Genomic DNA, 24205 nt, shown 5'->3' on the forward strand with positions numbered 1-24205 from the left:
CTCTTTTTTTGCTTTAGGTTATAATAGAGTAAATTGAAAGGAAAGCTGTGATGATGAATGTGTTTGGTTTTATTTGCCTATAAAGCACATCCAGAGTATAAGCTGATTGTTGCTGCCAATAGAGATGAAGCATATGCCCGGGAAACTGCGCCGGCTTATTTTTGGGATGATGCGACCGAAGTGCTCGCCGGCCGGGATCTTGAAAAAATGGGAACCTGGATGGGGGTTACGACATCAGGCAGGTTTGCAGCTCTCACTAATTATCGAGACCCAAGTGAAACCACCGTCGGGAAAAGAACAAGAGGTGAACTTGTTGCTGATTTTCTGAAAGGGACAATCAATACCCAATCTTATTTACAGGAGTTGGCCAATCGCCGTCAAGAATATCCTGGTTATAATTTTCTGGCAGGGGATTTGGATGAGCTCTATTACTTTTCCAATCGTGGAGGCCCGCTGCAAAAAGTGGAAGCTGGCGTCCATGGGGTCAGCAACCACTTGCTTAATACGGACTGGCCAAAGGTGAAATGGGGGAAGGCGGGACTTGCCAGCATTATTTCAGAAGGGCATCCTGACTTGGTTGACCGGTTATTTGCCCATTTGGAAAATGCCGATCCCGCTCCGGACCATCTGTTGCCATCTACCGGGGTTTCCCTGGAGTGGGAGCGCTTGTTATCACCCATCTTCATTAAAAGTGAAGGGTACGGGACGAGAAGTTCGACTGTCATTTTAATGAATGAAAAAGAAATCCAGTTTTATGAACGGGTGCATACAAAAGATCAGCGGTCGGACCAGGAGTTTTTAATAAGGCTGTGAAGAAAACCAGACAACCGTGGGTTAGGTTGTCTGGTTTTTATTTAAGCCAAGTTTTGAGCTGCTGCGTTGTATTCCATTCTTAAGTTTTCAATGATTGTCCGGACTGGTAATATGTCTTTAATTTCACTTACCCTGGCGCCAGCGAATACCAGGCCATTTTCTACATCGCCGGAAACGGAGGTGAGCAGGGAGTCCAGTGTGCAAAAACGGTAGGAGCAATTTTTCAGGCAATCACGGCATTTTTTGATCCTGAGTTTATCTGAGGTGGTGATGAGCTTGGTGAAATGATTGGCAATGGCGCGCCCGTGCAGTCCAACTGTTGTTTTCACAAGCAGTGTGTCTTTTTCGGTGGCTGAAACGTATTTTTCCTTGAAACTTTGCGGAGCGTCACATTCATCACTGGCCACAAACCTTGTGCCTATTTGGACGCCAGAAGCTCCAAGGGAAAAAGCCTTCGCGATATCAGCACCAGTCAGGATTCCTCCAGCAGCGATTACCGGGATGGACACAGACTCAACAATATCAGGAAGTATCTCAAAAAGAGGCTTGTCAGTTCCAAGATGTCCTCCTGCCTCATATCCTTCAACTACCACAGCAGCAGCACCCAGTCGTTCCGAGATTTTAGCTAACTTTGCAGAGGATACAATTGAAATGACCGGAATGCCCGCTTGCTTGCCCCAAGAATACATATCTCTTGATATTCCTGCTCCAGAAATAATGAAATCAACTTTTTCATCCAACGCGGCTTTCATTTTCTCAGCAAAATCGTTCATGGCAAACAAAACGTTTACACCAATGTACCCATTGCCCTGAGTCAGCTCCCTGGCTTTTCTGATATGCTGTACCATTTCTTCTACCGGAATCCCTGTTCCAGATATGATGCCAATACCTCCAGCGTTTGCAACCGCCGAGGCCAATCCGCTTAGCGAGATACCTACCCCCATTCCACCCTGCATAATCGGAACACTTGGAGCCATATGGCCAATTTTAAGCTTTGGGAAATCCATGCTAAAAACCCCTTTCTGAATTTATTCTTTTGCAGTTTAACATGGACAATTATAAAAAGATGTGATTTTTAGCACCTGATACTATATTTAGGTATAAATATTTGGTGTTAGTTTTTTGAGCAAAAAAAGACGCAGAATCATCTGCGCCTAATGAGTTATCTTAATTAAAGGACCTTTTCTCAAACTTTGTTGCTATTGATCCCAAAATAGGAGTGATTGACCTATTTTTTTTTCGTAAAGTAGACTCTTTTGTGAGAAAAGAGCACGCAAACTTAATACCGATCCTAAAAATGGCTTTATATTACGTTCAACTCGGCTTAAGGATTTTAACAACAATCTTTACGAAAACAGCCTGATTAAAAATTGAAATTATCCGGATCCGGGCCGACACGCTCATTCTTATTTAAGCTATTCAGGCGGTCCATATCTTCGGCTGAAAGCTCAAAATCAAAGATATCTGCATTTTCGATAATACGATGTTCCTTGACCGATTTCGGTATTGTGACCACTTCGTTTTGTAAATCCCAGCGCAGGATCAATTGGGCTGGTGATTTCTTATGCTTTTCGGCGATTTCAACAATTGTTGGTTCTGATAAAAGCTCTCCGTGCTTCAAAGGAGACCAAGCTTCCATCTGGATGCCCTCGGCTTTACAGAACTCATGCAGCTCCGTCTGCGCTAAGTGTGGATGGTATTCAACCTGGTTGACCATTGGTTTGATTTCAGAATCAGCCATCAAATCTTTTAGGTGGTGAACGTGGAAATTGCTCACGCCGATTGCTCGGACTTTTCCATCTTTATAAAGCTTTTCGAGTGCCTTCCATGTTTCTTTGTATTTGCCGGCAACTGGCCAGTGGATCAGATAAAGGTCGAGGTAATCGAGCCCAAGCTTTTCCATGCTTGTCTCAAATGCCTGGAGCGTGGATTCATAACCCTGGTCAGAATTCCAGACCTTCGTCGTGATAAACAGTTCCTCACGTGGAACACCAGCTTCCTTGACAGCCTGTCCAACGCCTTCCTCATTCCTGTATACTGCTGCAGTGTCGATGCTCTTGTAACCATTTCTAAGCGCCGCTTTAACAGACTCTACAACTTCAGATCCTTCCTGGACCTTGAACACACCAAGGCCAAACCATGGCATCTTCACACCATTATGTAACGTTGTTGTATCTTGGAGATTTTGTGGCATATCATGCGCCTCCTTTTTAATTCAATTGCATTGTTATTTTCTCATATTTTTTTATTGGTAAAAAGTTATTGGCTTCCCGAGGAAATAGTTTTTTAAAAGACAGCTGTGGTCATGCATTTAATGTGTTGTCTTAAAAACAAAGGAATCATGACAGCTTTGAGTCCACTACCTTCAAACTTGTCTAAAGTAAGCAGGAATTCCAGCTATGTCGGTAGTCCTAATCAGTTGTGAGTAAAAAAGCCATACGAAAAATGACTTTTATTTTCAAAATGGGGGTACATTCAAGATATAAGGGTGCAAAATGTGAAAGGAGAATGAGGAAATGATCATCAAAGTGTTAGGTCCTGGATGCGATAAGTGCAAAAGTCTTGTGGATAGTATCAATGTTGCTGTGAATGAAGCTGGGGTTGCTGCGGTAGTTGAAAGGGTGGAAGACAATAAGGAAATCGAAAAGTATAAGGTGAAAGGTATTCCGGCTTTGGTCATTGATGAAAAAGTTGTTTCTGCGGGAAAGCAGTTATCAGCACAGGAAGTGAAGGGTTTATTTTAAAGGCTCTTTTCCCAAACTTTGTTGCTATTGGCTCTAAAATAGGATTGAATGACCTATTTTTATTCTAAAAGTAGGCTCTTTTGTGAGAAAAGTTCATGCAAACTTAATACCGGCCTGCAAAATGGCTTATATTACGTTAAAATCGGCTTTAGGATTTTAACAACAATCTTTACGAAAACAGCCATTTTAATACAGATCAGGCCTTATCTTATGGCCTGGTCTGAATTTTTTTCAAGAAAAGCTTTAGTTGCCCATAATGATATCAATAAAATTAGTTCGAATCCGTTCGTGGCCGCATCACTCTCAATTGGAATCTTCACAGCACTGCCTATACCCATCAAAATGACACCGGGAGCCATCCATTTCCACTTCTGCTTTTTCCAAAGGGCAATCCCTGCAAACAGTAACGCAATGGTAACACCAATAATCATAATTGGGGGGCCATGTGCTCCGGTGGATTCATAGCTTAGTACTCCATAATTCCTGGCGGGCTCAAGATTAAGTCCGATGGTATTTTGGACAAGCTCTGCAATAATCATGGCCAGAGTAAAGATACCTGCCAGGATAAGTCCTGTGCGTCCCTTAAGCCAGCGGATCCCTGTCTCCCTGATAGCTTCCCAGGAAAATAAAATCAACAATGGGGTAAAGAATGCGTGAAACCAATAGCGCATAACATTCAAGCCTTCTAAAAAGGGGCCTTTTCCAATTATGCTCCCCATTGCAAGCACGAGGTTGTCATACACCAGGCCGAATGTTACGAGCAAAAGAACATTCATCAGTGAAAAAAATCCATACTTTATGGACAATTTTAATCCCCATAGGAATAAAAACAAGTATACGAGGGAATATAAACCGTAGATATAAGGGTCCATGAGTCACTTTCCTCCCGTCAGGTTTGTTATCATTGTTCCCTCAAATCTGGATGAAAAACATGTGTCCATGTTATTAACTTTTTCATTGTTTTTAACAAATAAATCGTATTCTTAAAAATTACTAATAGTCTTATAAGGCTTCTTCATATATCATGGGAAATGTAAGCATATTCATCGATATTTTTGACAAGAACAGGAGAAATCATGACTACATTAAATGACATTGCATGGGTAACCGACAGTACATCAGGACTTACTGAAGAATTCATAAAAAATAACCATATATACGTTGTGCCTTTAAGTATTATTTTTGGTGAGGAATCTTATTTGGAAGGGGTAGATATCACTGCCGAGGATTTCTATCCAAAGCTGGCGGCCTCAAAGGTCCTCCCGAAAACATCGCAGCCTGCGATCGGGGAATTTGTGGAACTGTACCAGAAGCTAAAGGAGCAGTATAAGCATGCGATTGCGATTCACGCTTCGAGTGCTCTGACAGGAACTTTCCAATCGTCTGTCGCAGCTTCAAGCATGGTAGATTTCAAAGTCGATGTCATTGACTCTAAAATAGGTTCCTACCCATTAGGGCGCATGGTTGAAAAAGGCGTTGAACTTCAAAAGCAAGGAAAGTCGTATTCGGAGATTGTTTCCTATTTAAGAACGCTTCCTGACAAGGCCAATTTATATATGGCACCAGGAAGCCTTGAGCAGCTTCACAAAGGTGGCCGTCTATCTACGACACAGGTGATTATCGGCAGTTTGATAAAATTAAAGCTGATTGTCAGGTTCGATGATGGCAAGGTAGTCCTTTTTGATAAAATCAGGACGGAAAAAAAGGTTAAAGAACGACTGTTTCAAATTCTTGAAGAAGCTTCAGGCAACATTAAGGAAGCCAGTGTCATTCATGGGAATGTGAAGGACTTGGCTGAGACTTGGCGTGCAGAACTTCAACAACGTTTCCCGGAAATATCATTTACAACAACCACTTTCAGTCCAGTGGCTGGTACCCATACAGGGCAGGGAACAATCGGGCTTGCCTGGATTAATGAATAGTAAGTAAAAAGGAATCAGCCTGCGCGAAGGCTGATTTCTTTTTTATGGCCAGGTTCCTGTGTACACTGGAAATAACAAACCTACAGGGGGAATACATATGTTGAAGGTTGGCGTCATTGGTTTAGGGGATATCGCGCAAAAAGCCTATCTGCCTGTTTTTGCGGAGAAGGGAGATATTGAGTTCCATCTATTCACGCGTGATCGTGACAAACTGAATAGCCTCGCTGCAAAGTTCAGATTTCCCCATATTCATTTTAGTCTGAATGAGCTGATAGAAGGTGGGATTAAAGGTGCTTTTGTACATAGTGCAACCGAATCACATTATGACATTGTAAAACAACTGCTCCAGGCCGGTATCCATGTGTATGTGGACAAGCCAATTTCCTATGAATATGAAAAAGCCAGGGAATTAACAGAGCTAGCTGAGGAAAAAGGTTTGATATTGATGACTGGCTTTAACAGAAGATATGCTCCGGTATATAAACAGCTGGCAGAGTTGAAGGAACCGAATATGGTGATCATGCAGAAAAACAGAAAGGGTCTGCCTGGAGAAATCCGCCATTTCATTCTGGATGACTTCATCCATGTTGTTGATACACTGAGATCCTTATTCCCATACCCTATCAAGCAAGTCAACGTGACTGGAAAGAAAAATGGTGCGTTTTTGCATCTTGTTGTTATTCAGCTGCATGCGGAAGAGGGAATCGCAATCGGGATCATGAATCGGGACAGCGGAGTTGTTGAGGAAAAAGTGGAGATATTTCAATCAAATGAGAAACGGACAGCCTTGAATGTGTCTGATTTATACGTTCAGGAAACCAGGACTGAAACAAAGCTTGGGGGTAGTGACTGGGACCCGACGCTACACAAGCGCGGCTTCGAGCAGATTGTTTTTGATTTCCTGCAGGCAGTCGGCGGAAATGCATTACCTTTAATTTCATCGAAGGATTCCCTGGAAACGCATCGGATCTGCGAAGAAATTGTGAAAGAATTAGAGGCAATTTAACGCTAAAGACCCCGGGGTATGAATTTCACCGGGGTCTTGCCTTTTTAAAAGGACGCTTTACCGTCTGCAGAAATCTGTATGGCGTTATTCAAATAGAAGGTATTGGCATATCCCAGATCAGCAATTTTATTTACAACACCAGCTGCCCTGGCGCCAGATGCACAGTGAACGACGATGACAGCATTCTTATCTTTTGGAAGCTTTCTTACGATAGCGGCCGGGTCGGCCAGAATCACACTGTCAGGGATATTCAGAGATCCCTTGAGAACACCGGCCCTGGTTTCATCCTTCGAACGGACGTCAAGGATGAAGGCCCCGGCACTGATTTTGTTCATGAATTCCTCTGGGTTGATTCCTCGGTTAACCTGGCCTTCGGCTACATCGAAGCTTCCGCCAGAATTGGCAGTGCCGAATGTTGGCAAGGATTGGGCAGACCAGTCAGGAAGTCCACCAGAATAGACTTTGACATTCGAATAGCCATTTTTCAGAAGTTCTTCCGCGACAGCATGGCTTTTATGGCAGCCGAATCCGCCGCAATAGACGATCACTTCAGTTGTTTTATCTGCAGGTGCTGTTCCCTGGTACTTTTGCGCGAATAGTGTATCATCTGCAAAGACCGCATTGGGGATATGTGACTCAAAATACACCTTATACGGTCTGGCGTCAAGGATGACGAAAGGCGGCTTATCATCCCTTGATACATTGGCATCCATGATCAGCCCCTTAATATACGGAGCGGTAACAGCCAGGTAATTGCCTGCTTTTTTCCATTCTGGCAGTCCTTCCTGGTAAACTTTAATATTTTTATAGCCTAGCTTCATTGCTTTTTCAGCTGAACTGCTGCTCAATTCACAGGTGACTCCACCGCAGTAAAATATAAGAAGCTTGTTTTTATCCTCTGGAAGCAGGGAAGCGAACTGGTCGAACTGTGAATCGGGGATATTGATTGCTCCATTGATATGTCCTTCATGGAAAACGGCTTCAGGACGGGAATCGACGATGACAAAGTCCCATTCCGATGGATATTGCTCGTAAGCTTTCCTCGTGGGACTTACCTCTCCAGCGGAAGCTTTTAATCTCATCATATATTCAGTTCCAACGTAAGATAGGTTCTCTTTCAGTGGCACGGCTTTTTTCTCGGGTTCAGCTTCATCGCCAGCCTTATAGATTGAAAGGTCTGCCTTCTGGTTAAAATCTGCAGCTGCATTCGAGAACGTTTTGGCTGAATCTCCGCCAGTACCGCAACCGGCCATGGCTATTCCGACGGTAAATACCAAACCTGCCAGCATAGTTTTCTTAACCATGAAACTATTCACTCCTTTCTTTACCAAGCTGTTCACTCCTGTAGCCAAGTGCAGAGGAATGGACAAGCTGGTTCACTATTTGTGTAATAGATATATAGAACAAGCTTGTATCCGACTTTTTCAATTCAAGGATGAAATCGTCAAGCCAATCGAAATGGTCAGAGATAAATGATTGAATCTGGTCCGATGTCCCATGTTCGAGCAAGAAAGCGAGAAACTCAAGCAGCAGGGTCAAATGGTCCGGCATTGCCCGATATTCTTCAGGAAACTCAAGCTTGAATTGCCGGAACAGGTATTGGATATGCAGTGCAGGGTCTCCGTAGAAAAATCCTGTCTGTCTTGCAAATGAAACAGCTGCAGTGGGATCATCGGTCCATTGTTTGTAGAGTGATTCAATCGGCGGTGCGAAAGGCTCGGAAGGACCGAGAAAACAATGAATATAGGTCTGCTTCATATTTTCAAAGGAAGAAAAAGCATTTTCATAGGTTTCTTCCATTTTTACAAATGGTCTCAGCTCTTCAAAAGCTATTCCACTTTTCAAAGCCTGATAGAGTTCAATGGTCGGCGGCTTATAAAATTCAGCCAGCAGCAAAAGCGCATTGGACAGTCGCCGCTTTTCTTCTGTCATGGTGAACAAGTGATCAGCCCCTTTCCGTTTGTCCAGCTCCAGCGCTGGAGCTTTTCTTTTCTACGAGGTTATATCCCCATGCCTTTTCAGCTCTGTTGCTGGTTTGTGGTTGATGATCCGCTCCAATAATTCACGCTGCAGATACAGCAATGCCATGATGCCGACTCCGCCCACTATCAGGGACCATTCAGACCAAGTTATACTGAAAAGATTGAAGGCGGTTCCTTCAGCTGGATTTTTGACGACTTTCAATGGAGTAATCTGGCCGGCTATTACCATATTGAAACGCATGAAGAAAATTCCTGTCAGGGACAGCAGACCGGCAAGCCCGAGTTTTATGGATGAAACCTTTTGGGCTGACACGATCAGCACAAAAGGTATGACAATGGCCAGCGATATTTCCAGTACCCAATAGTTAAAACTTAAAGGTCCTGTCAGCAAAGCGAGCAGTGATTCATATTTTCCCGGCACGTGTCCGTAGAGCCCGACGAAGGTCTTGCCGATGTAGATGATGACCATGACTCCCATCATTGACAAGCTAAGTGTCCTGAGGAACTTAACTGTTTCAAGGTTCTCACTCTTTTTCTGTCTTTCATGGAGATAGGCGATGATTGAAGCCATAGCGATTCCTGAAAAAACGGAAGTCAAAATGAAATAAAGCGGTGATATCGGGCCGTTCCAGTACGGACGTGCAATGATGAAACCAAACAGAAACCCGATACAAACCAGAGCGACTAAGGCAGAAGCAGCGGTCATGATGGCAAAAGGCCTGATCAAAGACCGATTGCCGCGAACGACAAACACTGTCAAGGAAACCAGCAGCATTAAATAAATTCCGTATAAGGGTGCCATCCACCAGATTGGCGATGTAAAGTTCGGTGTCAGGAAATAATGGATGAAGTTAAGCGGATTGCCTAACTCCACCAATAAAATCGCAAAACCGCTGACCAGGGAAAAAATGGCAAACATCAGCAATGATTTGCCGATTGGGATAATAGCTTTCATGTGAAATACATAGCCTAATGCTGCAACCAGCAGCAGTCCCGTACTGATCCCGACAAAGTATTCATACCCGGCTATCAGAATTCCCCATGGAATCTTATTTGTGGTTCCCATGGCATGTTCACCATGGATAAAAATATTGGCTCCTCCTGCCAGGCCGAAGAGAATGAAGGATGCTGACAGAATACTCCATTTATTGATTTTCACGAGATTCACCTCCGGTTATTTTTTACATAGAAGATACTTGGCTTCGTGCCTTTAGCTTCAAGCAATTGATAGACATCATGTTTTGCCAGCTCCTGATTCAGCTGGCTGTTTGGATCCTCCAGGTCTCCGAACAGCCTGACCTCGTTCATGCAGGTCGCCGAGCAGGCAGGCTGTTCGCCTTTTTCAAGCATCTCAGGACACCATCTGCATTTTTCAGGCACGCGATTTTCATTCAGCTGTCTTGCTTCATAAGGGCAGGCAGCCATGCAATATTTGCAGCCGATACATTTGTCAGCGTCAATTTCGACGATTCCATCCTCTCGTTTGTAAGTTGCCTGGGTTGGGCAGACAGAAACACATGGAGCGTTGTCGCAATGCTGGCACTGTACTGGTATAATTTCCATTTTTACATTCGGGTAAGTTCCAGTCTCCAAAAATTCAAGTCGGTTATAGGAAACATCCATACTGAGCTGATTATGCGATGCACAGGCAATGTTGCACGCGTTGCAGCCCGTACAGCGTTCCGGAAATACCAAAAGGCCGTATTTTGCCATCCTAGTTGCCCTCCTTTGACACGGTCACAACAACCTCTTGGGCCATTGTCGAGCCTGATAGAGGGTCTACCATGATTGGGATAAAATCATTAAAGTTCACGCCGACTCCGTTCGCCGTCCTGTTCTTAGGTGAGAATCCGCCATAAGTGGAAGGGAGCCAGGCTGCTTCCGGGTGAAGAAGCTCCGTTACTTTTACCTGCACCTTTTTCTTGGCGATTTTGGATTGGAGTGTCACAGTATCTCCGGTCTTGATGCCAAGCTTCCTGGCTCTTGAAGCGTTGAGCCACATATAGGTTCCCTGATACTTCTCGGTAAGCTTCATCAGCTGCTCGATATTTTTGTCATGGCATGGGAATGCCATGGCTGCTTTCCGTGAATCAAGCGGAATTCATGGTCTTTGTTTGGATCCGGCTCAACAAGCGGAGGGACCCAGACGGGAATTCCAAGTTTTCCGTCAATCTTGAACAGGTCCGCAGAAAATTGGATCTTACCGGTTAGCGTAGGCAGTGCTGGTTTGCCTTTTTTTATCGGAAATCCAGGCTTGACGGTTGCCGGGAATTCCAATGTCCCTGCTTTTTTCAGCTGGTCGAATGTGATGCCGAGCGGAGCAATTGCTGCTTCTACTTCTTCTTCAATTGTAAAAGGATACAAATCCTTATGTCCCATTGCATCGGCAATCCCCTTCAGCATATCAAGCGTGTTTCTCGTGTCATACATCGGCTTGACAACAGGCTGGCGAAGGGCAAGCTGGGGACTGTCGTGCGAAATATGGCCGGATACAGCCTGAGGATGCTCCAATCTTTCCAGATAATAATGCTCAGGCAGGATGTAATCAGCCGCATAGTAGCTTGTTTCATTCCAGTCGATGTTAATGGAAACCACCAGCTCTGCATCCTTGATTTTTTTTTGCTCCTCTGGGTCCGGTGCAGTCCTGAGAGGGTTATAGTTACAAATGAATACGGCTTTTGCAAGCCCTTGTTGTACAAGCTGTGGCGTAATATGAGCGATTCCCCTGGTTGGTTCCACTGTTCGGTACTTTCCGGTCACTCCAGCTCCGTCGATACGAGGGCCTTTTTCAGGCATATTTTCGATTGCTGGCAAGTAGAGATGCCCAAGCTGAAGGCTGGCAGATGGCATTAAACCGCCTTTTTCGTAGAGGTTGCCGACAAGTGCATTGAGGATGATCCCCATTTGAGCCGTTTGTGTGCTGTTTACATAATGGGAATGAAGCCCGTGCCAGCCTGGTTCAATAAAGGCCTGCGGTGCATTTTTAGCAAAGTCTCTGGCAATTTCCCTTATTTTATCGGCTCTGATCCCCGTAATCGGTTCAGCCCATTCCGGTGTATATTCCTTGTTCATCCGTTTGAATTCGCTGAAGCCATCCACGAATTTTTGGACAAAGCTCTTATTGTATAGATTTTCTGAGATTAATATATTGGCCATTGCCAGCCTGAAAGCAAGATCCGTTCCAGGCCGGATCGGAATCCATTCATCTGCGATTTTCGCAATCTCTGAATACCTTGGATCGATGACGATCAATTTGGCACCCTTTTCCTTTGCATGGGTGATGTGGTTCATGCCATTCGGGATGATTCCGCCGGCGAAGTTTCTTCCTTCAAATATCATGTATTTAGCATTTTTATGGTCACCGTTAAGGGAGGTACCGGTCATTTGCAGCCATGCATTTGTTTTAGCGTTGAAGCAAGTGGAATACTGTGTCGTGAAGTTAGGCGAGCCGATGGTGTCAAATAAGCGGTCGACATATGATTTCCGATGGGTGCCGTGCTCAAGCCATAACACAGAGTTACCGGTATACTGTTTAACGATGCTGTCGAGCTTTTCGCCGATTTCCTTGAATGCCTGGTTCCAGCTGATTGGTTCGAATTTTCCTTCACCAACCCGCTTCATTGGGCCAGTCACCCTGTCCTTAGAGTAAAGATAAGCTGCCATTCCATGTCCGCGGGCGCAGATCCTGCCGCTTGACTTCAAGTGGATAGGGTGTCCTTCGACCTTCCAGACCCGTTCGTTCTTAACATGGGCAATGATTCCGCAGTAACTTGTGCAGCCATGGCAGAAGGTTGGGATCTTCTTCACGCTTTCTTCGGTTGCAGCTTTCTTGAACTCGCTGAAGCTGAAATAAGCAGGTAAGGATCCTGCAGCGACTACGGTTGCAGAAGCTTTTAAAAAGGTACGGCGCGATAAATTTGTCATCTCTTCATACTCCTTTCTCTCACAAGCTGTTAACCGCAGCTGGCGGCACCAGTTTCTGTCTCGAGTTTTGTATTCAGCTGTTTTACTGGATAATTCTTAGCCTTATTGTTGGAAATCGGCATAATACCATTGATCTCTGCATTGGATGTCCATACTCTCATGCCATCTTTCATGGCATAGGCTTCATATCCAAGCATGTTGAGAATCCTTGCTGCTTTACTGGACATAGTGCCATCATGGTCAATGAGGACGATCTTATTTTCTGTAGACAATTTCTTTAACTGTTCAAGTTCTGCCAGTGATTCAAAGGCTATATTGATGGCCCCAGGTAAATGGCCTGCTGCATACTCCTTGGCTGGCCTCAGGTCAACCAGCATGAATCCAGTCGACGTATTCTTAATGGATTCCTGGATATCCGAGGGTTTCATGATCGGTGGAATTCCTGCTTTCAGATAGTCATCAGCTCTTCCTAAAAGAGCTGCGGTTTCTTCAGTGTATTGTTTGCTGTCCTGAGCTGGGAGATCATAGTTTCCAGCTATTGTTTCTGTTGTTTCCACTGGGAAATCAAATGGTTTCTGCGGAAGCGGTGTCCCTAAATTCACGTCGCTAGTCCAGCCTCCCATGCCATTTACCATTGAGATTGCATCATAGCCAAGCATATTCCATAGTGCTGCTGTCTGGCTTGCAGTATGGCCGCTGTAACAAATGACAAGGATCTTTTTGTCCTTTGGCAGATTAGCGATTTGGTTTGGATTAGCTGTCATATTATAAGGAATATTAACAGAACCTTCGATATGTCCGGCAGCAAATGCAGCGGTATCGCGGACATCGACAATGAAGTAAGACGGGTCGTAATTCAAAATCATTTTTTCGAAAATTTCATCTGCAGCCATAGACTCTGCAGGTTTTTTCAGATAAGCATCAGCAGCTTGCTGTACGACTGAAAAAACATTCAACTGCTCACTTTGCCCATTTACTTTTGGCTGGGGTGCAGTTGAACCTTCCTGAATACCGCAGCCACCAGTGAAAGCCAGCACTGCGCCGGCAAACATGATTAATGCTTTTTTTCCAAATAGCTTCAAAGCTCTCACCTCTCTGCTGGCGGATATACCGCCAAAATATTGATTTGGAATAGAAAAAAACTGAAAGAATGTACACCTCCATCCATGTTAGTGCCAATACTCCTATGGGTTTTTAGTGTTGCAAAAAAAAATTAAGTGCTTAAGTATTTTTACCATCTGGGGTAAGTCTATTGCTGTGGAAATTCAGTTACTATTTACGAGAATGAAAGAAGAAGTGAGGGGAATCACCTATGATTATTTTGAATTTTTTGCACATTTCACACTTAAAACACAATCGTGAATTTTGCGTGGAGGATATTACAAAGAAATAAAAAAAGTCCGCAACAGAAACTGCGGACTAGAAGCTTTTTAAATATAAATAAAATACCCTATAAACAAGAAACCAAGTACATACATAATCGGATGGACTTCTCTCAGCTTACCCATGCCAGCCATCATCAATGGGTAAAGAATGAAGCCGAGGGCAATCCCTGTTGCAACGCTGGAGGTGAGCGGCATCATGATGATAGTCACGAAAGACGGGATAATCACAGCAAGGTTATTCCAGTTGATTTTACTGATTTCAGTTGCCATCAATGCACCGACGATGATGAGTGCCGGAGCCGTAACTTCCGGTGTGATAACAGACAGGATCGGAGAGAAGAGCATTGCCACGCCGAAGCACGCCGCAATGATCACGGAAGTGAAACCTGTCCGTCCGCCGACTGCGATGCCTGCCGATGACTCAACGAACGACGCTGTTGTGGATGTCCCCAGTACTGCACCGGCAACTGCAGAACCTGCGTCTGCAAGAAGTGCACGACCTGCATTGGGAATTTTATTATCCTTCATCAGACCAGCCTGGCTGGCGACCGCAATAAGTGCTCCAGCAGTATCAAAGAAAGCAACAAACAAGAACGTGAAAATGACGGCAAGAACATCAGGAGAGAAAATATCTCCCAGATGGTTGAAGACGACACCAAAGGTGGGTGAAATGTCAGGTACCGACCCGACGATTGCTTCTGGCTTCTCAATCAAGCCAGTGAATATGCCAATGATCGTAGCAATCACCATTCCGTAAAAGATGCCGCCGCTGATGCCTCGCACCATCATGATCACGCTGACGATGAAGCCGAACAGGGCAAGCAGGACAGGCCCAGATGTCAGGTCGCCGATTGAGACAAAGGTCGCTTCGCTGCCAACGACGATCCCCGCATTTTTCAAACCGATGAAGGCGACGAAGAAGCCGATGCCCGCAGCGATTGCATGCTTGAGATCCTGGGGGATAACATTGATGATCTTTTCGCGAATCTTTAAAAGGCTGAGGATGACGAACAGGACACCTGCGATGAAGACACCAGTAAGCGCGACTTCCCATTGGACGCCCATGCCAATGCTGACGGTGAAAGTGAAAAATGAATTCAAGCCCATGCTTGGCGCGATTCCAATCGGGAAATTAGCCAGCAGGCCGATCAGCAGTGAGCCGATAATCGCTGAGAGTGCTGTAGCTGTAAAAACAGCTCCTTTATCCATGCCTGCCTGGCTAAGGATTAAAGGATTGACCACAAGAATGTAGGCCATCGACAAGAACGTCGTAATTCCGGCCAGTGTTTCTTGCCTATAATTTGTATTTCGTTCTGCGAACTGGAAAAAGTTTTTCATTTATGCTGTCCTCCTGATTGTTTAGTTAAGAAAATGGCTCTGTTAAAGCCCAATATTGTTTTTTACTCCTGTTGATTGCAGTGGAAGGCGCGAAGACTCCTGCGGGCTTAGCTGGTCAGGTGAGACCCCGCAGGAGCAAAGCGACGAGGAGGCTCAGCGCCAGCCCCGCGGAAAGCGAAGCGCCTGGAACGAAAATCAACAGCCTTGTAAAACAGAGCCTAGAAAACAAAAAAACTCCGGCAGTTCATGCTGCCGGAGTACCACAAAGGACAAATAGTTGCTAGAAAAAATAGCAAATATCAAAGCCCCTTGTAGTCACGCCTTTTACGGTAGCATGGTAGAAACGTCCGAGCCATATTCTCGAACATATACAAGGAAAGATTATAGATTTAAATAATACTAGAGATAGTATCATGCGATTCATGGCAAGGTCAATTGCAATTCCTAAAGTTTATCTATTTGTTTTTTTCTGATTATTAGGGTACTGGAAGTTAGTTGGTATATATGTTTGCGATTTTCCAAGTCGCGGAATTATGGCGGAAATTTGCGGAATTCACCACGCTAGAATACACAGGAAACTGGAAGCAGTAATGTTAACTGGCAATGGCAAAGACTGCGATCGGCCAGTAGGATCATCACACCTTAGGATTTGGCTGAAATCGCCGCGTTAAACTAAAAAAATCCTGAAATGGATAAATCCGTGTATGGGTATAGAGAATCCCTTTGTTAAGGAGTTTTTGACAAATTTTTGACGAGAATATGTGAATAATAAATGAACTAAATGGCAAAACACCCCTGTTTGGATGTTAACTTACTATAATGATAGTGTAATCCAAATGGAGGTGCCAATAATGAACGTAACAACGATTATTGAATTGGAAAATCGTGAAGTTGAGAAGATGGCTGGCGCAAAATTAGTTTTTATACAGGAACAGATTGATGCGAATATCGTGGAAACATGCGTTGATTGTTTTAAATATGAAGGTTCTGAAGATTGTCTGGACACAGATGACGCAATGCAAAAAGTTTTTAATGCGCTGAAAGCAGATGGACTGATCCCTGAAGCAGTGGAAGATTTTTCGTATGAAATGCCTTCTTGCGAGAGATTGAGAAAAGATGTTTATGAAGAACAGGACATGCCGCAGAAAGTGATCCTTAGCTTCGCTATATAATACTTGAAAAGGAGTTCTTTCTTGGAACTCCTTTTTTAAGTTGATTTCAAACACTTTTTTACTAAAAACGTGACTTTTATCAAAGAGAAGCTTAGCGGAAATTTATATAATGAAGATGGCATAAAATGAAAACGCTTTCAATAAGGGAGGTGGGGACCGGTGAAGAAAGGTGCGGACTATCACCATCATTACCGGCCATTTTGGCAGCGGTAAAACAGAGATATCAATTAACCTTGCTCTGGAGGCAAGGAAAACAATGGCCAGGACGGCAGTTGCTGATCTGGACATTGTTAATCCATATTACCGTGCGAGGGACGCTCGAGCTATTTTTGACCAACATGGAATTGAACTTATCGCCCCAGCTGAAAGGCTTGCAGCTGCTGATTTGCCGATTGTTCCTGGCGATATGGGCAGGGTGATATACGACACTGCATATAAGCTGATCGTCGATGCTGGGGGAGACAAAGATGGGGCGACGGCATTAGGGCAATTTTACAACGATTGGAATGAAATGGAGCCTGAAGTGCTGTTTATTTTAAATGCAAACCGTCCATATGTCAGTACTCTTGAGGGGGCGGTTGAGACCTTGCGTAAAATCGAAAGTGCCTCCCGGCTAAAGATCACAGGAATCATCAATAACTCAAATGTAGGATCTGAGACGACACTTCAGGATGTGGAAAGAGGATTGACATTAAGTAAGAAGCTATCCGATACACTGGGAATTCCTTTGCTGTACACGATATTACCGCAGCATTTAACAGCTGAAAGTGCTGGAATTGAAACGGAGTCCCAAGTAAAAGTGATATCGAGGTATTTAAAATTGCCATGGGAAATGTAAAGGAGGCAAAAGCGGTGGAGCAGAGAGTTGTTTTTAATGAAGAGACTTGTAAATCATGCAAGCTTTGCGTGGATGCTTGTCCGACAAATGTGATTTATCTTGCTGATTACTTGAATGAAAAAGGCTACCGGCCAGCGGTTGTGACAGACCAGGAAAATTGCATCAGCTGCGGCAAGTGCGCGCAAATGTGTCCGGATTCGGTAATCACTGTCTATAAGCCAGAAAAGGTAAGGAAATCTGTATAGCAAAGGAGATTTGACAATGGGGAAAGTACTTATGAAGGGTAACGAGGTTATCGCGGAAGCTGCTGTCCATGCGGGCTGCAAGTATTTTTTCGGCTATCCGATCACGCCGCAGAGTGAGCTCGTTGCCTATATGGCCAGAAGGCTGCCCGAGGTTGGCGGGTTATTTTTACAGGCGGAAAGTGAAGTAGCAGCAATCAATATGGTGTATGGAGCGGCCGGAACCGGTGTGCGTGTAATGACATCGTCATCAAGTCCCGGATTCAGTTTGAAGCAGGAAGGAATCTCATACCTGGTTGGGGCAGAACTGCCGGCACTGATTGTGAATGTCGTACGCGGAGGGCCGGGACTTGGCAATATCCAGCCGGCGCAGTCGGACTATTTCCAGGTGACAAAAGGGGGAGGACATGGTGATTACCATACACCTGTCCTTGCTCCGTCAACGCTGCAGGAAATCATTGACCTTACAGAAGCGGCATTTGATATTGCCGACCGCTATCGGACGCCAGTCATCCTGCTTGGGGACGGCATGCTCGGACAGATGATGGAACCGGTTGAGTTCAAGGAGCTGAATGCAAGGGAGCCGGAACAAAAGGAATGGGCTACGACCGGTACCCGCGGAGATGGCAAACCTAGAATTATTTCCTCGCTTGAATTGAATGCCGATGCGCTTGAAAAGCGGAATGAACTTTTACAGAAAAAGTTTGCCATGATTAAAAAAAATGAAGTCAGATACGAAACGTTTGAGATTGAAGATGCCGATTATATCGTAACTGCTTACGGAACAGCAGCAAGGATTGCCATGAATGCAATTAATAAAGCGCGGAAAGACGGCTTGAAAATCGGGATGATTCGGCCGATTACGCTCTGGCCATTCCCAGAGCAGCCATTCATTGAAACCCGTGACAGGGTGAAGGGTTATCTATCTGTAGAAATGAGCGCAGGGCAGATGATTGAGGACGTCAGACTTGCCATCGAGGGCCGGGCTCCGGTTTCATTTTTTGGCCGTACTGGCGGGGTAGTCCCTACGCAGGAAGAAATTTACGATCAAATCATACAGCTGGCAGGGGGTGTCGAGGTATGACAATGAAAACCGTGTTCGAGAAAACAACTGGATTGACTGGTAACCAGACCCATTATTGTCCCGGCTGTACGCACGGAATCATCCACAGGATGGTAGGCGAAGTGCTTGAAGAAATGGGGATTCTGGAGGATACAGTAGGAGTCGCTTCGGTCGGATGCTCTGTGCTGTCCTATGAATATTTCAATTGTGATATGACCCAGGCAGCCCATGGGCGGGCCCCGGCTGTCGCAACAGGAATCAAGCGAGTACTTCCTGACCGATTTGTTTTTACCTACCAGGGAGATGGAGACCTTGCTTCGATTGGGATTGCCGAGGCTGTCCATGCCGCAGCAAGAGGTGAAAACATTACCGTCATTTTTGTTAATAATGCGATTTATGGCATGACAGGCGGGCAAATGGCACCTACTACATTGGTTGGCCAGAAAACGGCGACGACTCCATTCGGGCGCGATGGAAGCATCCAGGGATTGCCGATCCGAGTGAGCGAAATGCTGTCAACACTGGATGGAACAGCCTATATTGAACGGGTATCTACGCATGATGTGCCAAATATCATCAAAGCAAAGAAAGCGATTCGCAAAGCATTTGAAACACAGAAACAGGGAATGGGTTTTTCTATGGTCGAGGTCCTCTCCAGCTGTCCGACGAACTGGGGCCTGGATCCAAATGAATCGCTAAATTGGATCAAGGAGAACATGGTGCCTGCCTATCCTCTAGGTGTGTATAAGGATGTACCGAAGGGAGCTGACAGATGATGGAAGAAATTTTGATAGCCGGCTTTGGCGGCCAGGGAGTCATGTCAATGGGCCAGTTGATTGCCTATGCCGGGATGAATGAAGGAAAGTTTGTATCATGGCTGCCTTCTTACGGTCCTGAGCAGCGGGGCGGCACAGCCAACTGTGCTGTGGTGGTCAGCGAGGAACAGGTAGGCTCACCACTAGTTTCAAGACCGACAACAGCGATTGTGCTGAATAACCCTTCATATGAAAAATTTGAACCTATGGTCAGGGCCGGGGGATTATTAGTTGTGAATTCATCATTGATTTCAAAACTATCAGCCAGGACCGATATAAGAGTTTTAAATATCAATGCAACCGACAAGGGGAACGAGCTCGGCAATCCAAAGGTCGCCAACATGATCCTGCTTGGAGTTTTCATTGCGGAAACGGGTATACTGTCCGATGACTCCATATTGGGTGCTTTGAAAAAGGTGCTTTCCCCGGAAAAACATTCTCTATTGGATATCAATCGCCGGGCATTACAGCTGGGGCGATCATTGACTAACAGTATGGTTACGTAGAAAAGCACATCGCCACTTGCCGTGATCCCAAGAAGGAGCAACATCTGCCCGAAATGGGGGGGAACGGAGAATTTCGGTAACAAGCTGGGGCAACATCTGCCCGAAATGGAGGGAAACGGAGAATTTCGGTAACAAGCTGGAGCAACTTCTGCCCGAAATGGAGGAGAACGGAAGATTTCGGTAACAAGCTGGAGCAACTTCTGCCCGAAATGGAGGAGAACGGAAGATTTGGGTCACACAATGTTAATGTCTGCCTTCAAGGTCCGAAAACGCTGCAGTTCATACGCAGCGTTTTCGTTTTAACAATTGTAAGCCCTATTCCAAAAGATCTAAAATTAACGGAACGGCTGCCTGTAGCGAAGGTGCCTTCTCATCTGCAGCTGTTTCTTCGGTCCCAATGAAGACCGTTTTGCATCCTGCCTTTTTGCCGGCTTCAATATCGCGCTCGTGATCCCCGACCATTACACTTCCTGTCAATTCGATATCATGCCTGTTTGCAAGGTCAATAAGCATTCCGGCATTTGGTTTGCGGCATTCGCAGCCTGACTTTGGTTTATGCGGGCAGTAGGCCACCTCCTTGATGTGCCCGCCATGTTCCTTGATCATCTTTACCATATGGTCATGGATTTCTTGGAGGCGCTTTTCCTTCAGGAAACCAAGGCCTACGCCGCCTTGATTGGTGACAACAAAAATCTCATAGCCGGCTTTGCTTAATTCTGCGACAGCTTCAGCTGCCCCTTCAAGCAAGTAAAGGTCTTCCGGCCGGTTGACGAACTTTACCCGGTGGGACAGTACTTCATTAAGAACCCCGTCCCTGTCCAGAAATATGGCTTTTTTCTTCATTTCGATCCCCCTTTGTTCACGATGATTTTTTCAGCATTCTGATGCCGGGAAACATAGCGGTTGCCGGTGATCCAGAAACGCCATGGGTAGTCTTTCGCTTCCCCGGAATTATCGATGCCGATTCTTTTGCCTGATGAAATGCTGTCTGGCACAATTCCTTGTGTGAGGAAAAGTGGTTTCTTCGTTAAGGGATGCCCATAATCCGACATCTTTATGCCCAACGCTTTTGTCAGCTTCCCGGGACCATTGGTAAGATTGGTGGATTCCGGCATGCCTCGCCGCCTGACCATTAGATCCAGGCCTTCCAGGGGTTCCACTGCCCGAATCAGCACAGCTTCTGGATTCCCTTCTTCTCCACTGACAACATTGAAAAGTGTATGGGTATGCATGACATAAGTATAAGCAAGACCTGCCTGGTGGAACATGACCTCCGTCCTTTTTGTCCTGCGGTTATTGTAGCTGTGTGCCGCCTGATCCATCGGTCCAATATAGGCTTCCGTCTCCACTATTATTCCTGCAGCTGTTCCTTCTTCAGATTCTTTCACTAAAGTGCATCCAAGCAGCGAAACAGCCAATTCAAGGGTGGGCTGTTGAAAAAATTCATTGTCAAGTGCCTGGAATTTCACCATATGATCTGTCATAGAACCTCCTATTAACTGTTTTTAACCTCTATACCCTGCAGATGAAAAAGTCATCCATTATTTTTGCCCAAGGCTGTTTTCGTAAAAATTGTTGTTAAAATTTTAAAACCGATTTTAACGTAATAGAACATCACTTTGCTGGTCGGTATTGAGTTTGCATGCTCTTTTCTCACAAAAGAGTCAACTTGGCGAAGAAAATAGGTAATCAATCCTATTTGTAATCAATAGTAACAAAGTTTGAGAATAGAGCTTTGCCCAAAAGACCTAATGAAAAAAATAGCGGAGAGCCTAAAGATGGTATATAGTATTTTTAAAGCTCTGTTGTTTTAATTTCCTTAGAGGGAGTATCAATATTATGTGGAAAAAATGGCTATCGATTGCAGTGATTGCTGTAATTATTTTTTTCCTTGTACCTTATAGCCTTCCGCTCATTTTTGCTATGTTAACAGCAGTCATGCTCGAAGGAATGGTTCAATGGATTATCAAAAGATTTACATTTAAGCGTCTTCAGGCTGTGATTGGTGTATTTATCGGTTATGTGGTCTTCCTCGGAGTGATAGGTTATAACCTCGTCTCGATGATTGCCCATCAGGCGGTATCCTTATCTGAGCGAACTCCTACATTCGTCAGGGATATTTACAGAACGGCAATACTTCCAATGATGGGCAAGTGGGAATTTTATTCGAAAAACTTCCCGGATGAAGTCACTGGCCAGATCGAGACGACGATTGAAACAAATATTAATACACTTGATTCTTTTTTGCAGCAATTCATTGCCGGAACAATCAATTTGCTGACGGCCATACCAGGCTTCATGATTGAATTTCTGGTTTATCTAATTGCGTTATTCTTGTTCAGTCTTGAACTTCCTAATCTTAAAATGAAGCTGGAGTCTCATTTGAGGGAAGAGACCCGGCAGAAGGTTTTCCTTGTAGGAAGCCAGTTAAACAAGGCGGGTATTGGCTTTTTAAAAGCCCAGGTGATCCTAAGTGCCGTCACCTTTATCATGGCCATGGCTGGGCTTAGCATTCTTGGGGTTAAATATACAGGACTGCTGTCATTATTGATTGTCATCGTCGATATCCTGCCGATCCTTGGAACAGGGTCTGTTCTTGTGCCCTGGGCTGTCATTGCCATTTTGCAGGATAATCATTTTTTGGGAATCGGATTAATCATACTGTTCCTGGTCATCACTGTTGTCCGCAGGGTGATCGAGCCAAAGATTTACTCAACAAACCTTGGCATATCGCCGCTTGCCTCCCTGGTCAGCATGTATATCGGACTTAAGCTGCTCGGGCTTGCCGGGATTTTTATCGGTCCAATCTTCGTGATTATCTATGATACTTTAAGAAAAGCAAATGTTATCCGGCTCAATTTCAAGATTTAATATTTAGGCCACTTTTTTGGATAGCAGAACATGATTAAGCATAAATTATGTTTGTTACCAAGAAGGAGGAACTCAGGAATGAATGTAGGCCGAGCAAAAGAAATCGTTGAGTCAGCAGATATGATCCATGTGACGTATGATGGGACGCCAGTCATTATCCAGCATGTTGATGAGAAAAGCAAAATGGCGAGGATTTATTCTAAATCAGAACCGGAAGTTGAAAGGGACGTACCAGTTTTGAATTTAATAGAGGAATGAAAAAACGGGAGAATTTTACGTCTCCCGTTTTTCTATATCATAAAGCGGCAAGGTGATCTTAAATTTAGTGCCCTTGTTCAGTTTGCTTTTTACCCCCACTGTGCCGCCCATTTCCTGAATGATTTTATTGACGACCATCATCCCGAGACCTGTGCCTTTTTCAGCCTTGGTTGAAAAATAAGGCTCGCCGATTTTTGCTAATTGCTGTGGAGACATGCCGCATCCCGTATCTTCGATGGTTATGGATACATGGTTATTTGCCATTTCACGGCAGCTGATCACAAGGTCGCCGCCATTTGGCATAGCTTCAATGCCATTCTTGATTATATTGAGGATACATTGATGGAATTTGGCAGCTTCACCTGAGACATCCATTCCTGCCATCAAATCCTTTTTTATATTTACAGAAAAGTGATTGGCATAAGGCAGGATTAATTCAAGAGCTTTTTCGATTTCTTCTTTCACACAGATGGATGATGCCATATTCGATTGTGGTTTTGCGAAATTCAGGTAATCCTTGATAATTGTTTCTGCACGGTCGAGTTCATCAATTGCTGTATTCAAGTAATAAAGCCTCTTTTTCTCATCTATGCTTGGATCTTTCAACATTTGTAAAAAACCACGTGTGACTGTAAGCGGATTACGGACCTCATGACTGACACTGGCAGCTAATTGTGACACGACTTCTATCTTATCAGATTTGATTACTGCTTTATGTAAAAGCTGGTTTTGCATCATGATTTCAATAAAATAAGTGACGGTAAATATCCCTCCGGATAGGGTCAGGCCGTAAAAGAACATGAATTGAAGATCGGACGGATGTTTAAACACTGTCGCCTTCATCAGGAAAATGAGGACCGTATAGGTTAGAGCGACCGTCACAACAGTATATAATTTCCTGGTAAGCGGGAAAGCCCTGAACTTGCTGGATAGATATACGGTTAAAATGGTGATTGTGAGCATGTTGAAAAAATTGATCCATACCCCGTTGCCTCCAAAAGGGATCCTTGCCAGTACAACGGTTATGAAAAGCATGACGCTTACGGCCGGACCGCCATACAAGCCCCCGATGACGACAGGGATCAATCGGAGGTCGAAGATGAAATCAGTACTGCCAATCACCGTAAAATACATACAAAACAGGATTTGAATTCCACCCAGTATTACGATGAGGATCTTGGCGTATTTCCTATATAAATTAGGGAATTTGTTGACGATAATGTATTGGAACACAAATGTAGTAAACAGGATGAAGATCAGATTCAATACAAGAACTGTTAATTGATCCATAGTCTAAATCTCCAGTCGACAAGGAGCCACCTGCTC

26 protein-coding genes and 1 riboswitch are annotated in these 24205 nt (G+C 44.6%); of the genes, 12 read left to right on the top strand and 14 right to left on the bottom strand.

Annotation, left to right across the window (positions count from 1 at the left end; all coding sequences use genetic code 11):
- Positions 1-57: 57 nt before the first annotated feature.
- The gene (locus J7E37_RS20140; protein ID WP_214781630.1) at positions 58-813 is read left to right on the top strand and encodes an NRDE family protein; all 756 of its coding nucleotides are present in this window, start codon (positions 58-60) and stop codon (positions 811-813) included.
- A gap of 41 nt (positions 814-854) precedes the next feature.
- Here J7E37_RS20140 and J7E37_RS20145 read toward each other — a convergent pair whose 3' ends face one another.
- Both J7E37_RS20145 and J7E37_RS20150 read right to left on the bottom strand, forming a co-directional pair.
- Positions 855-1820 (bottom strand): NAD(P)H-dependent flavin oxidoreductase, encoded by a 966-nt coding sequence (locus J7E37_RS20145; protein ID WP_214781632.1) that lies wholly within the window; start codon positions 1818-1820, stop codon positions 855-857.
- 356 nt (positions 1821-2176) lie between these two features.
- The gene (locus tag J7E37_RS20150) at positions 2177-3007 is read right to left on the bottom strand and encodes an aldo/keto reductase (RefSeq protein ID WP_215026638.1); all 831 of its coding nucleotides are present in this window, start codon (positions 3005-3007) and stop codon (positions 2177-2179) included.
- A 322-nt stretch (positions 3008-3329) separates the two neighbouring features.
- Between J7E37_RS20150 and J7E37_RS20155 the strand changes: the two genes are divergently transcribed.
- A complete protein-coding gene (locus tag J7E37_RS20155; protein ID WP_214781638.1) occupies positions 3330-3557 on the top strand; it encodes a thioredoxin family protein in 228 nt (75 codons plus the stop codon).
- A 203-nt stretch (positions 3558-3760) separates the two neighbouring features.
- On the opposite strand, the gene J7E37_RS20160 is transcribed toward J7E37_RS20155, so the two are convergent.
- Entirely contained in the window at positions 3761-4363 is a 603-nt protein-coding gene (locus tag J7E37_RS20160; protein WP_251009784.1) for a hypothetical protein, read from the bottom strand.
- A 270-nt stretch (positions 4364-4633) separates the two neighbouring features.
- Here J7E37_RS20160 and J7E37_RS20165 point away from each other — a divergent pair, with 270 nt between their 5' ends.
- Both J7E37_RS20165 and J7E37_RS20170 read left to right on the top strand, forming a co-directional pair.
- Positions 4634-5479 carry a DegV family protein gene (locus J7E37_RS20165; protein ID WP_215026644.1) on the top strand — a complete coding sequence of 282 codons (846 nt, stop codon included), beginning with the start codon at positions 4634-4636 and terminating at the stop codon, positions 5477-5479.
- Between the two features lie 97 nt (positions 5480-5576).
- Positions 5577-6485 (top strand): Gfo/Idh/MocA family protein, encoded by a 909-nt coding sequence (locus tag J7E37_RS20170; protein WP_251009785.1) that lies wholly within the window; start codon positions 5577-5579, stop codon positions 6483-6485.
- A gap of 44 nt (positions 6486-6529) precedes the next feature.
- Here J7E37_RS20170 and J7E37_RS20175 read toward each other — a convergent pair whose 3' ends face one another.
- The 8 genes from J7E37_RS20175 to J7E37_RS20205 form a co-directional block, all read right to left on the bottom strand.
- Complete coding sequence (locus J7E37_RS20175; RefSeq protein WP_215026647.1) at positions 6530-7789, bottom strand: rhodanese-like domain-containing protein; 1260 nt, start codon at positions 7787-7789, stop codon at positions 6530-6532.
- A 4-nt stretch (positions 7790-7793) separates the two neighbouring features.
- Positions 7794-8417 (bottom strand): molecular chaperone TorD family protein, encoded by a 624-nt coding sequence (locus J7E37_RS20180; RefSeq protein ID WP_251009790.1) that lies wholly within the window; start codon positions 8415-8417, stop codon positions 7794-7796.
- A 60-nt stretch (positions 8418-8477) separates the two neighbouring features.
- Positions 8478-9626, bottom strand: coding sequence for an NrfD/PsrC family molybdoenzyme membrane anchor subunit (gene nrfD, locus J7E37_RS20185; protein ID WP_215026654.1), 1149 nt, complete (start codon positions 9624-9626; stop codon positions 8478-8480).
- A 5-nt stretch (positions 9627-9631) separates the two neighbouring features.
- Complete coding sequence (locus J7E37_RS20190) at positions 9632-10180, bottom strand: 4Fe-4S dicluster domain-containing protein (protein ID WP_215026657.1); 549 nt, start codon at positions 10178-10180, stop codon at positions 9632-9634.
- Position 10181: 1 nt separating this feature from the next.
- Positions 10182-10541 carry a molybdopterin dinucleotide binding domain-containing protein gene (locus tag J7E37_RS22370; protein ID WP_285290386.1) on the bottom strand — a complete coding sequence of 120 codons (360 nt, stop codon included), beginning with the start codon at positions 10539-10541 and terminating at the stop codon, positions 10182-10184.
- Positions 10502-12391 (bottom strand): molybdopterin-dependent oxidoreductase, encoded by a 1890-nt coding sequence (locus tag J7E37_RS20195; RefSeq protein ID WP_285290387.1) that lies wholly within the window; start codon positions 12389-12391, stop codon positions 10502-10504. The genes J7E37_RS22370 and J7E37_RS20195 overlap by 40 nt, the downstream gene beginning before the upstream one ends.
- A gap of 29 nt (positions 12392-12420) precedes the next feature.
- Positions 12421-13473 (bottom strand): rhodanese-like domain-containing protein, encoded by a 1053-nt coding sequence (locus J7E37_RS20200; protein ID WP_215026660.1) that lies wholly within the window; start codon positions 13471-13473, stop codon positions 12421-12423.
- A 348-nt stretch (positions 13474-13821) separates the two neighbouring features.
- Positions 13822-15114, bottom strand: coding sequence for an NCS2 family permease (locus J7E37_RS20205; protein ID WP_214781655.1), 1293 nt, complete (start codon positions 15112-15114; stop codon positions 13822-13824).
- A 292-nt stretch (positions 15115-15406) separates the two neighbouring features.
- Positions 15407-15508: riboswitch (purine riboswitch) on the bottom strand.
- A gap of 457 nt (positions 15509-15965) precedes the next feature.
- Here J7E37_RS20205 and J7E37_RS20210 point away from each other — a divergent pair.
- The 6 genes from J7E37_RS20210 (at position 15966) to J7E37_RS20235 (ending at position 19750) form a co-directional block, all read left to right on the top strand.
- The gene (locus tag J7E37_RS20210; protein WP_192473513.1) at positions 15966-16286 is read left to right on the top strand and encodes a hypothetical protein; all 321 of its coding nucleotides are present in this window, start codon (positions 15966-15968) and stop codon (positions 16284-16286) included.
- 169 nt (positions 16287-16455) lie between these two features.
- Positions 16456-17124 carry a nucleotide-binding protein gene (locus J7E37_RS20215; protein ID WP_215026663.1) on the top strand — a complete coding sequence of 223 codons (669 nt, stop codon included), beginning with the start codon at positions 16456-16458 and terminating at the stop codon, positions 17122-17124.
- 14 nt (positions 17125-17138) lie between these two features.
- On the top strand, positions 17139-17369 hold the full coding sequence (locus J7E37_RS20220; protein ID WP_353050052.1) for a 4Fe-4S binding protein: 231 nt from the start codon (positions 17139-17141) through the stop codon (positions 17367-17369).
- 16 nt (positions 17370-17385) lie between these two features.
- Positions 17386-18450: a 3-methyl-2-oxobutanoate dehydrogenase subunit VorB gene (locus tag J7E37_RS20225; RefSeq protein WP_215026666.1), complete on the top strand. Its 1065-nt coding sequence runs from the start codon at positions 17386-17388 to the stop codon at positions 18448-18450.
- Positions 18447-19205, top strand: coding sequence for a thiamine pyrophosphate-dependent enzyme (locus J7E37_RS20230; RefSeq protein ID WP_251009786.1), 759 nt, complete (start codon positions 18447-18449; stop codon positions 19203-19205). Before J7E37_RS20225 ends, J7E37_RS20230 begins: the two co-directional genes overlap by 4 nt.
- Complete coding sequence (locus tag J7E37_RS20235; RefSeq protein WP_215026669.1) at positions 19202-19750, top strand: 2-oxoacid:ferredoxin oxidoreductase subunit gamma family protein; 549 nt, start codon at positions 19202-19204, stop codon at positions 19748-19750. Before J7E37_RS20230 ends, J7E37_RS20235 begins: the two co-directional genes overlap by 4 nt.
- Before the next feature lie 315 nt (positions 19751-20065).
- Here the strand turns inward: J7E37_RS20235 and J7E37_RS20240 are convergent, their stop codons facing one another.
- The gene (locus J7E37_RS20240; RefSeq protein WP_214781665.1) at positions 20066-20593 is read right to left on the bottom strand and encodes a D-glycero-alpha-D-manno-heptose-1,7-bisphosphate 7-phosphatase; all 528 of its coding nucleotides are present in this window, start codon (positions 20591-20593) and stop codon (positions 20066-20068) included.
- On the bottom strand, positions 20590-21234 hold the full coding sequence (locus tag J7E37_RS20245; protein ID WP_251009787.1) for a DNA-3-methyladenine glycosylase: 645 nt from the start codon (positions 21232-21234) through the stop codon (positions 20590-20592). Before J7E37_RS20245 ends, J7E37_RS20240 begins: the two co-directional genes overlap by 4 nt.
- 355 nt (positions 21235-21589) lie before the next feature.
- Here J7E37_RS20245 and ytvI point away from each other — a divergent pair, with 355 nt between their 5' ends.
- Positions 21590-22621 (top strand): sporulation integral membrane protein YtvI, encoded by a 1032-nt coding sequence (gene ytvI, locus J7E37_RS20250; RefSeq protein WP_214781667.1) that lies wholly within the window; start codon positions 21590-21592, stop codon positions 22619-22621.
- 78 nt (positions 22622-22699) lie between these two features.
- Entirely contained in the window at positions 22700-22879 is a 180-nt protein-coding gene (locus tag J7E37_RS20255; RefSeq protein ID WP_214781669.1) for an H-type small acid-soluble spore protein, read from the top strand.
- A gap of 15 nt (positions 22880-22894) precedes the next feature.
- Here the strand turns inward: J7E37_RS20255 and J7E37_RS20260 are convergent, their stop codons facing one another.
- Entirely contained in the window at positions 22895-24169 is a 1275-nt protein-coding gene (locus tag J7E37_RS20260; RefSeq protein WP_214781670.1) for a sensor histidine kinase, read from the bottom strand.
- Positions 24170-24205: the final 36 nt, after the last annotated feature.

Source organism: Bacillus sp. ISL-39, from assembly GCF_018613295.1.
Classification (GTDB): domain Bacteria; phylum Bacillota; class Bacilli; order Bacillales; family Cytobacillaceae; genus Mesobacillus.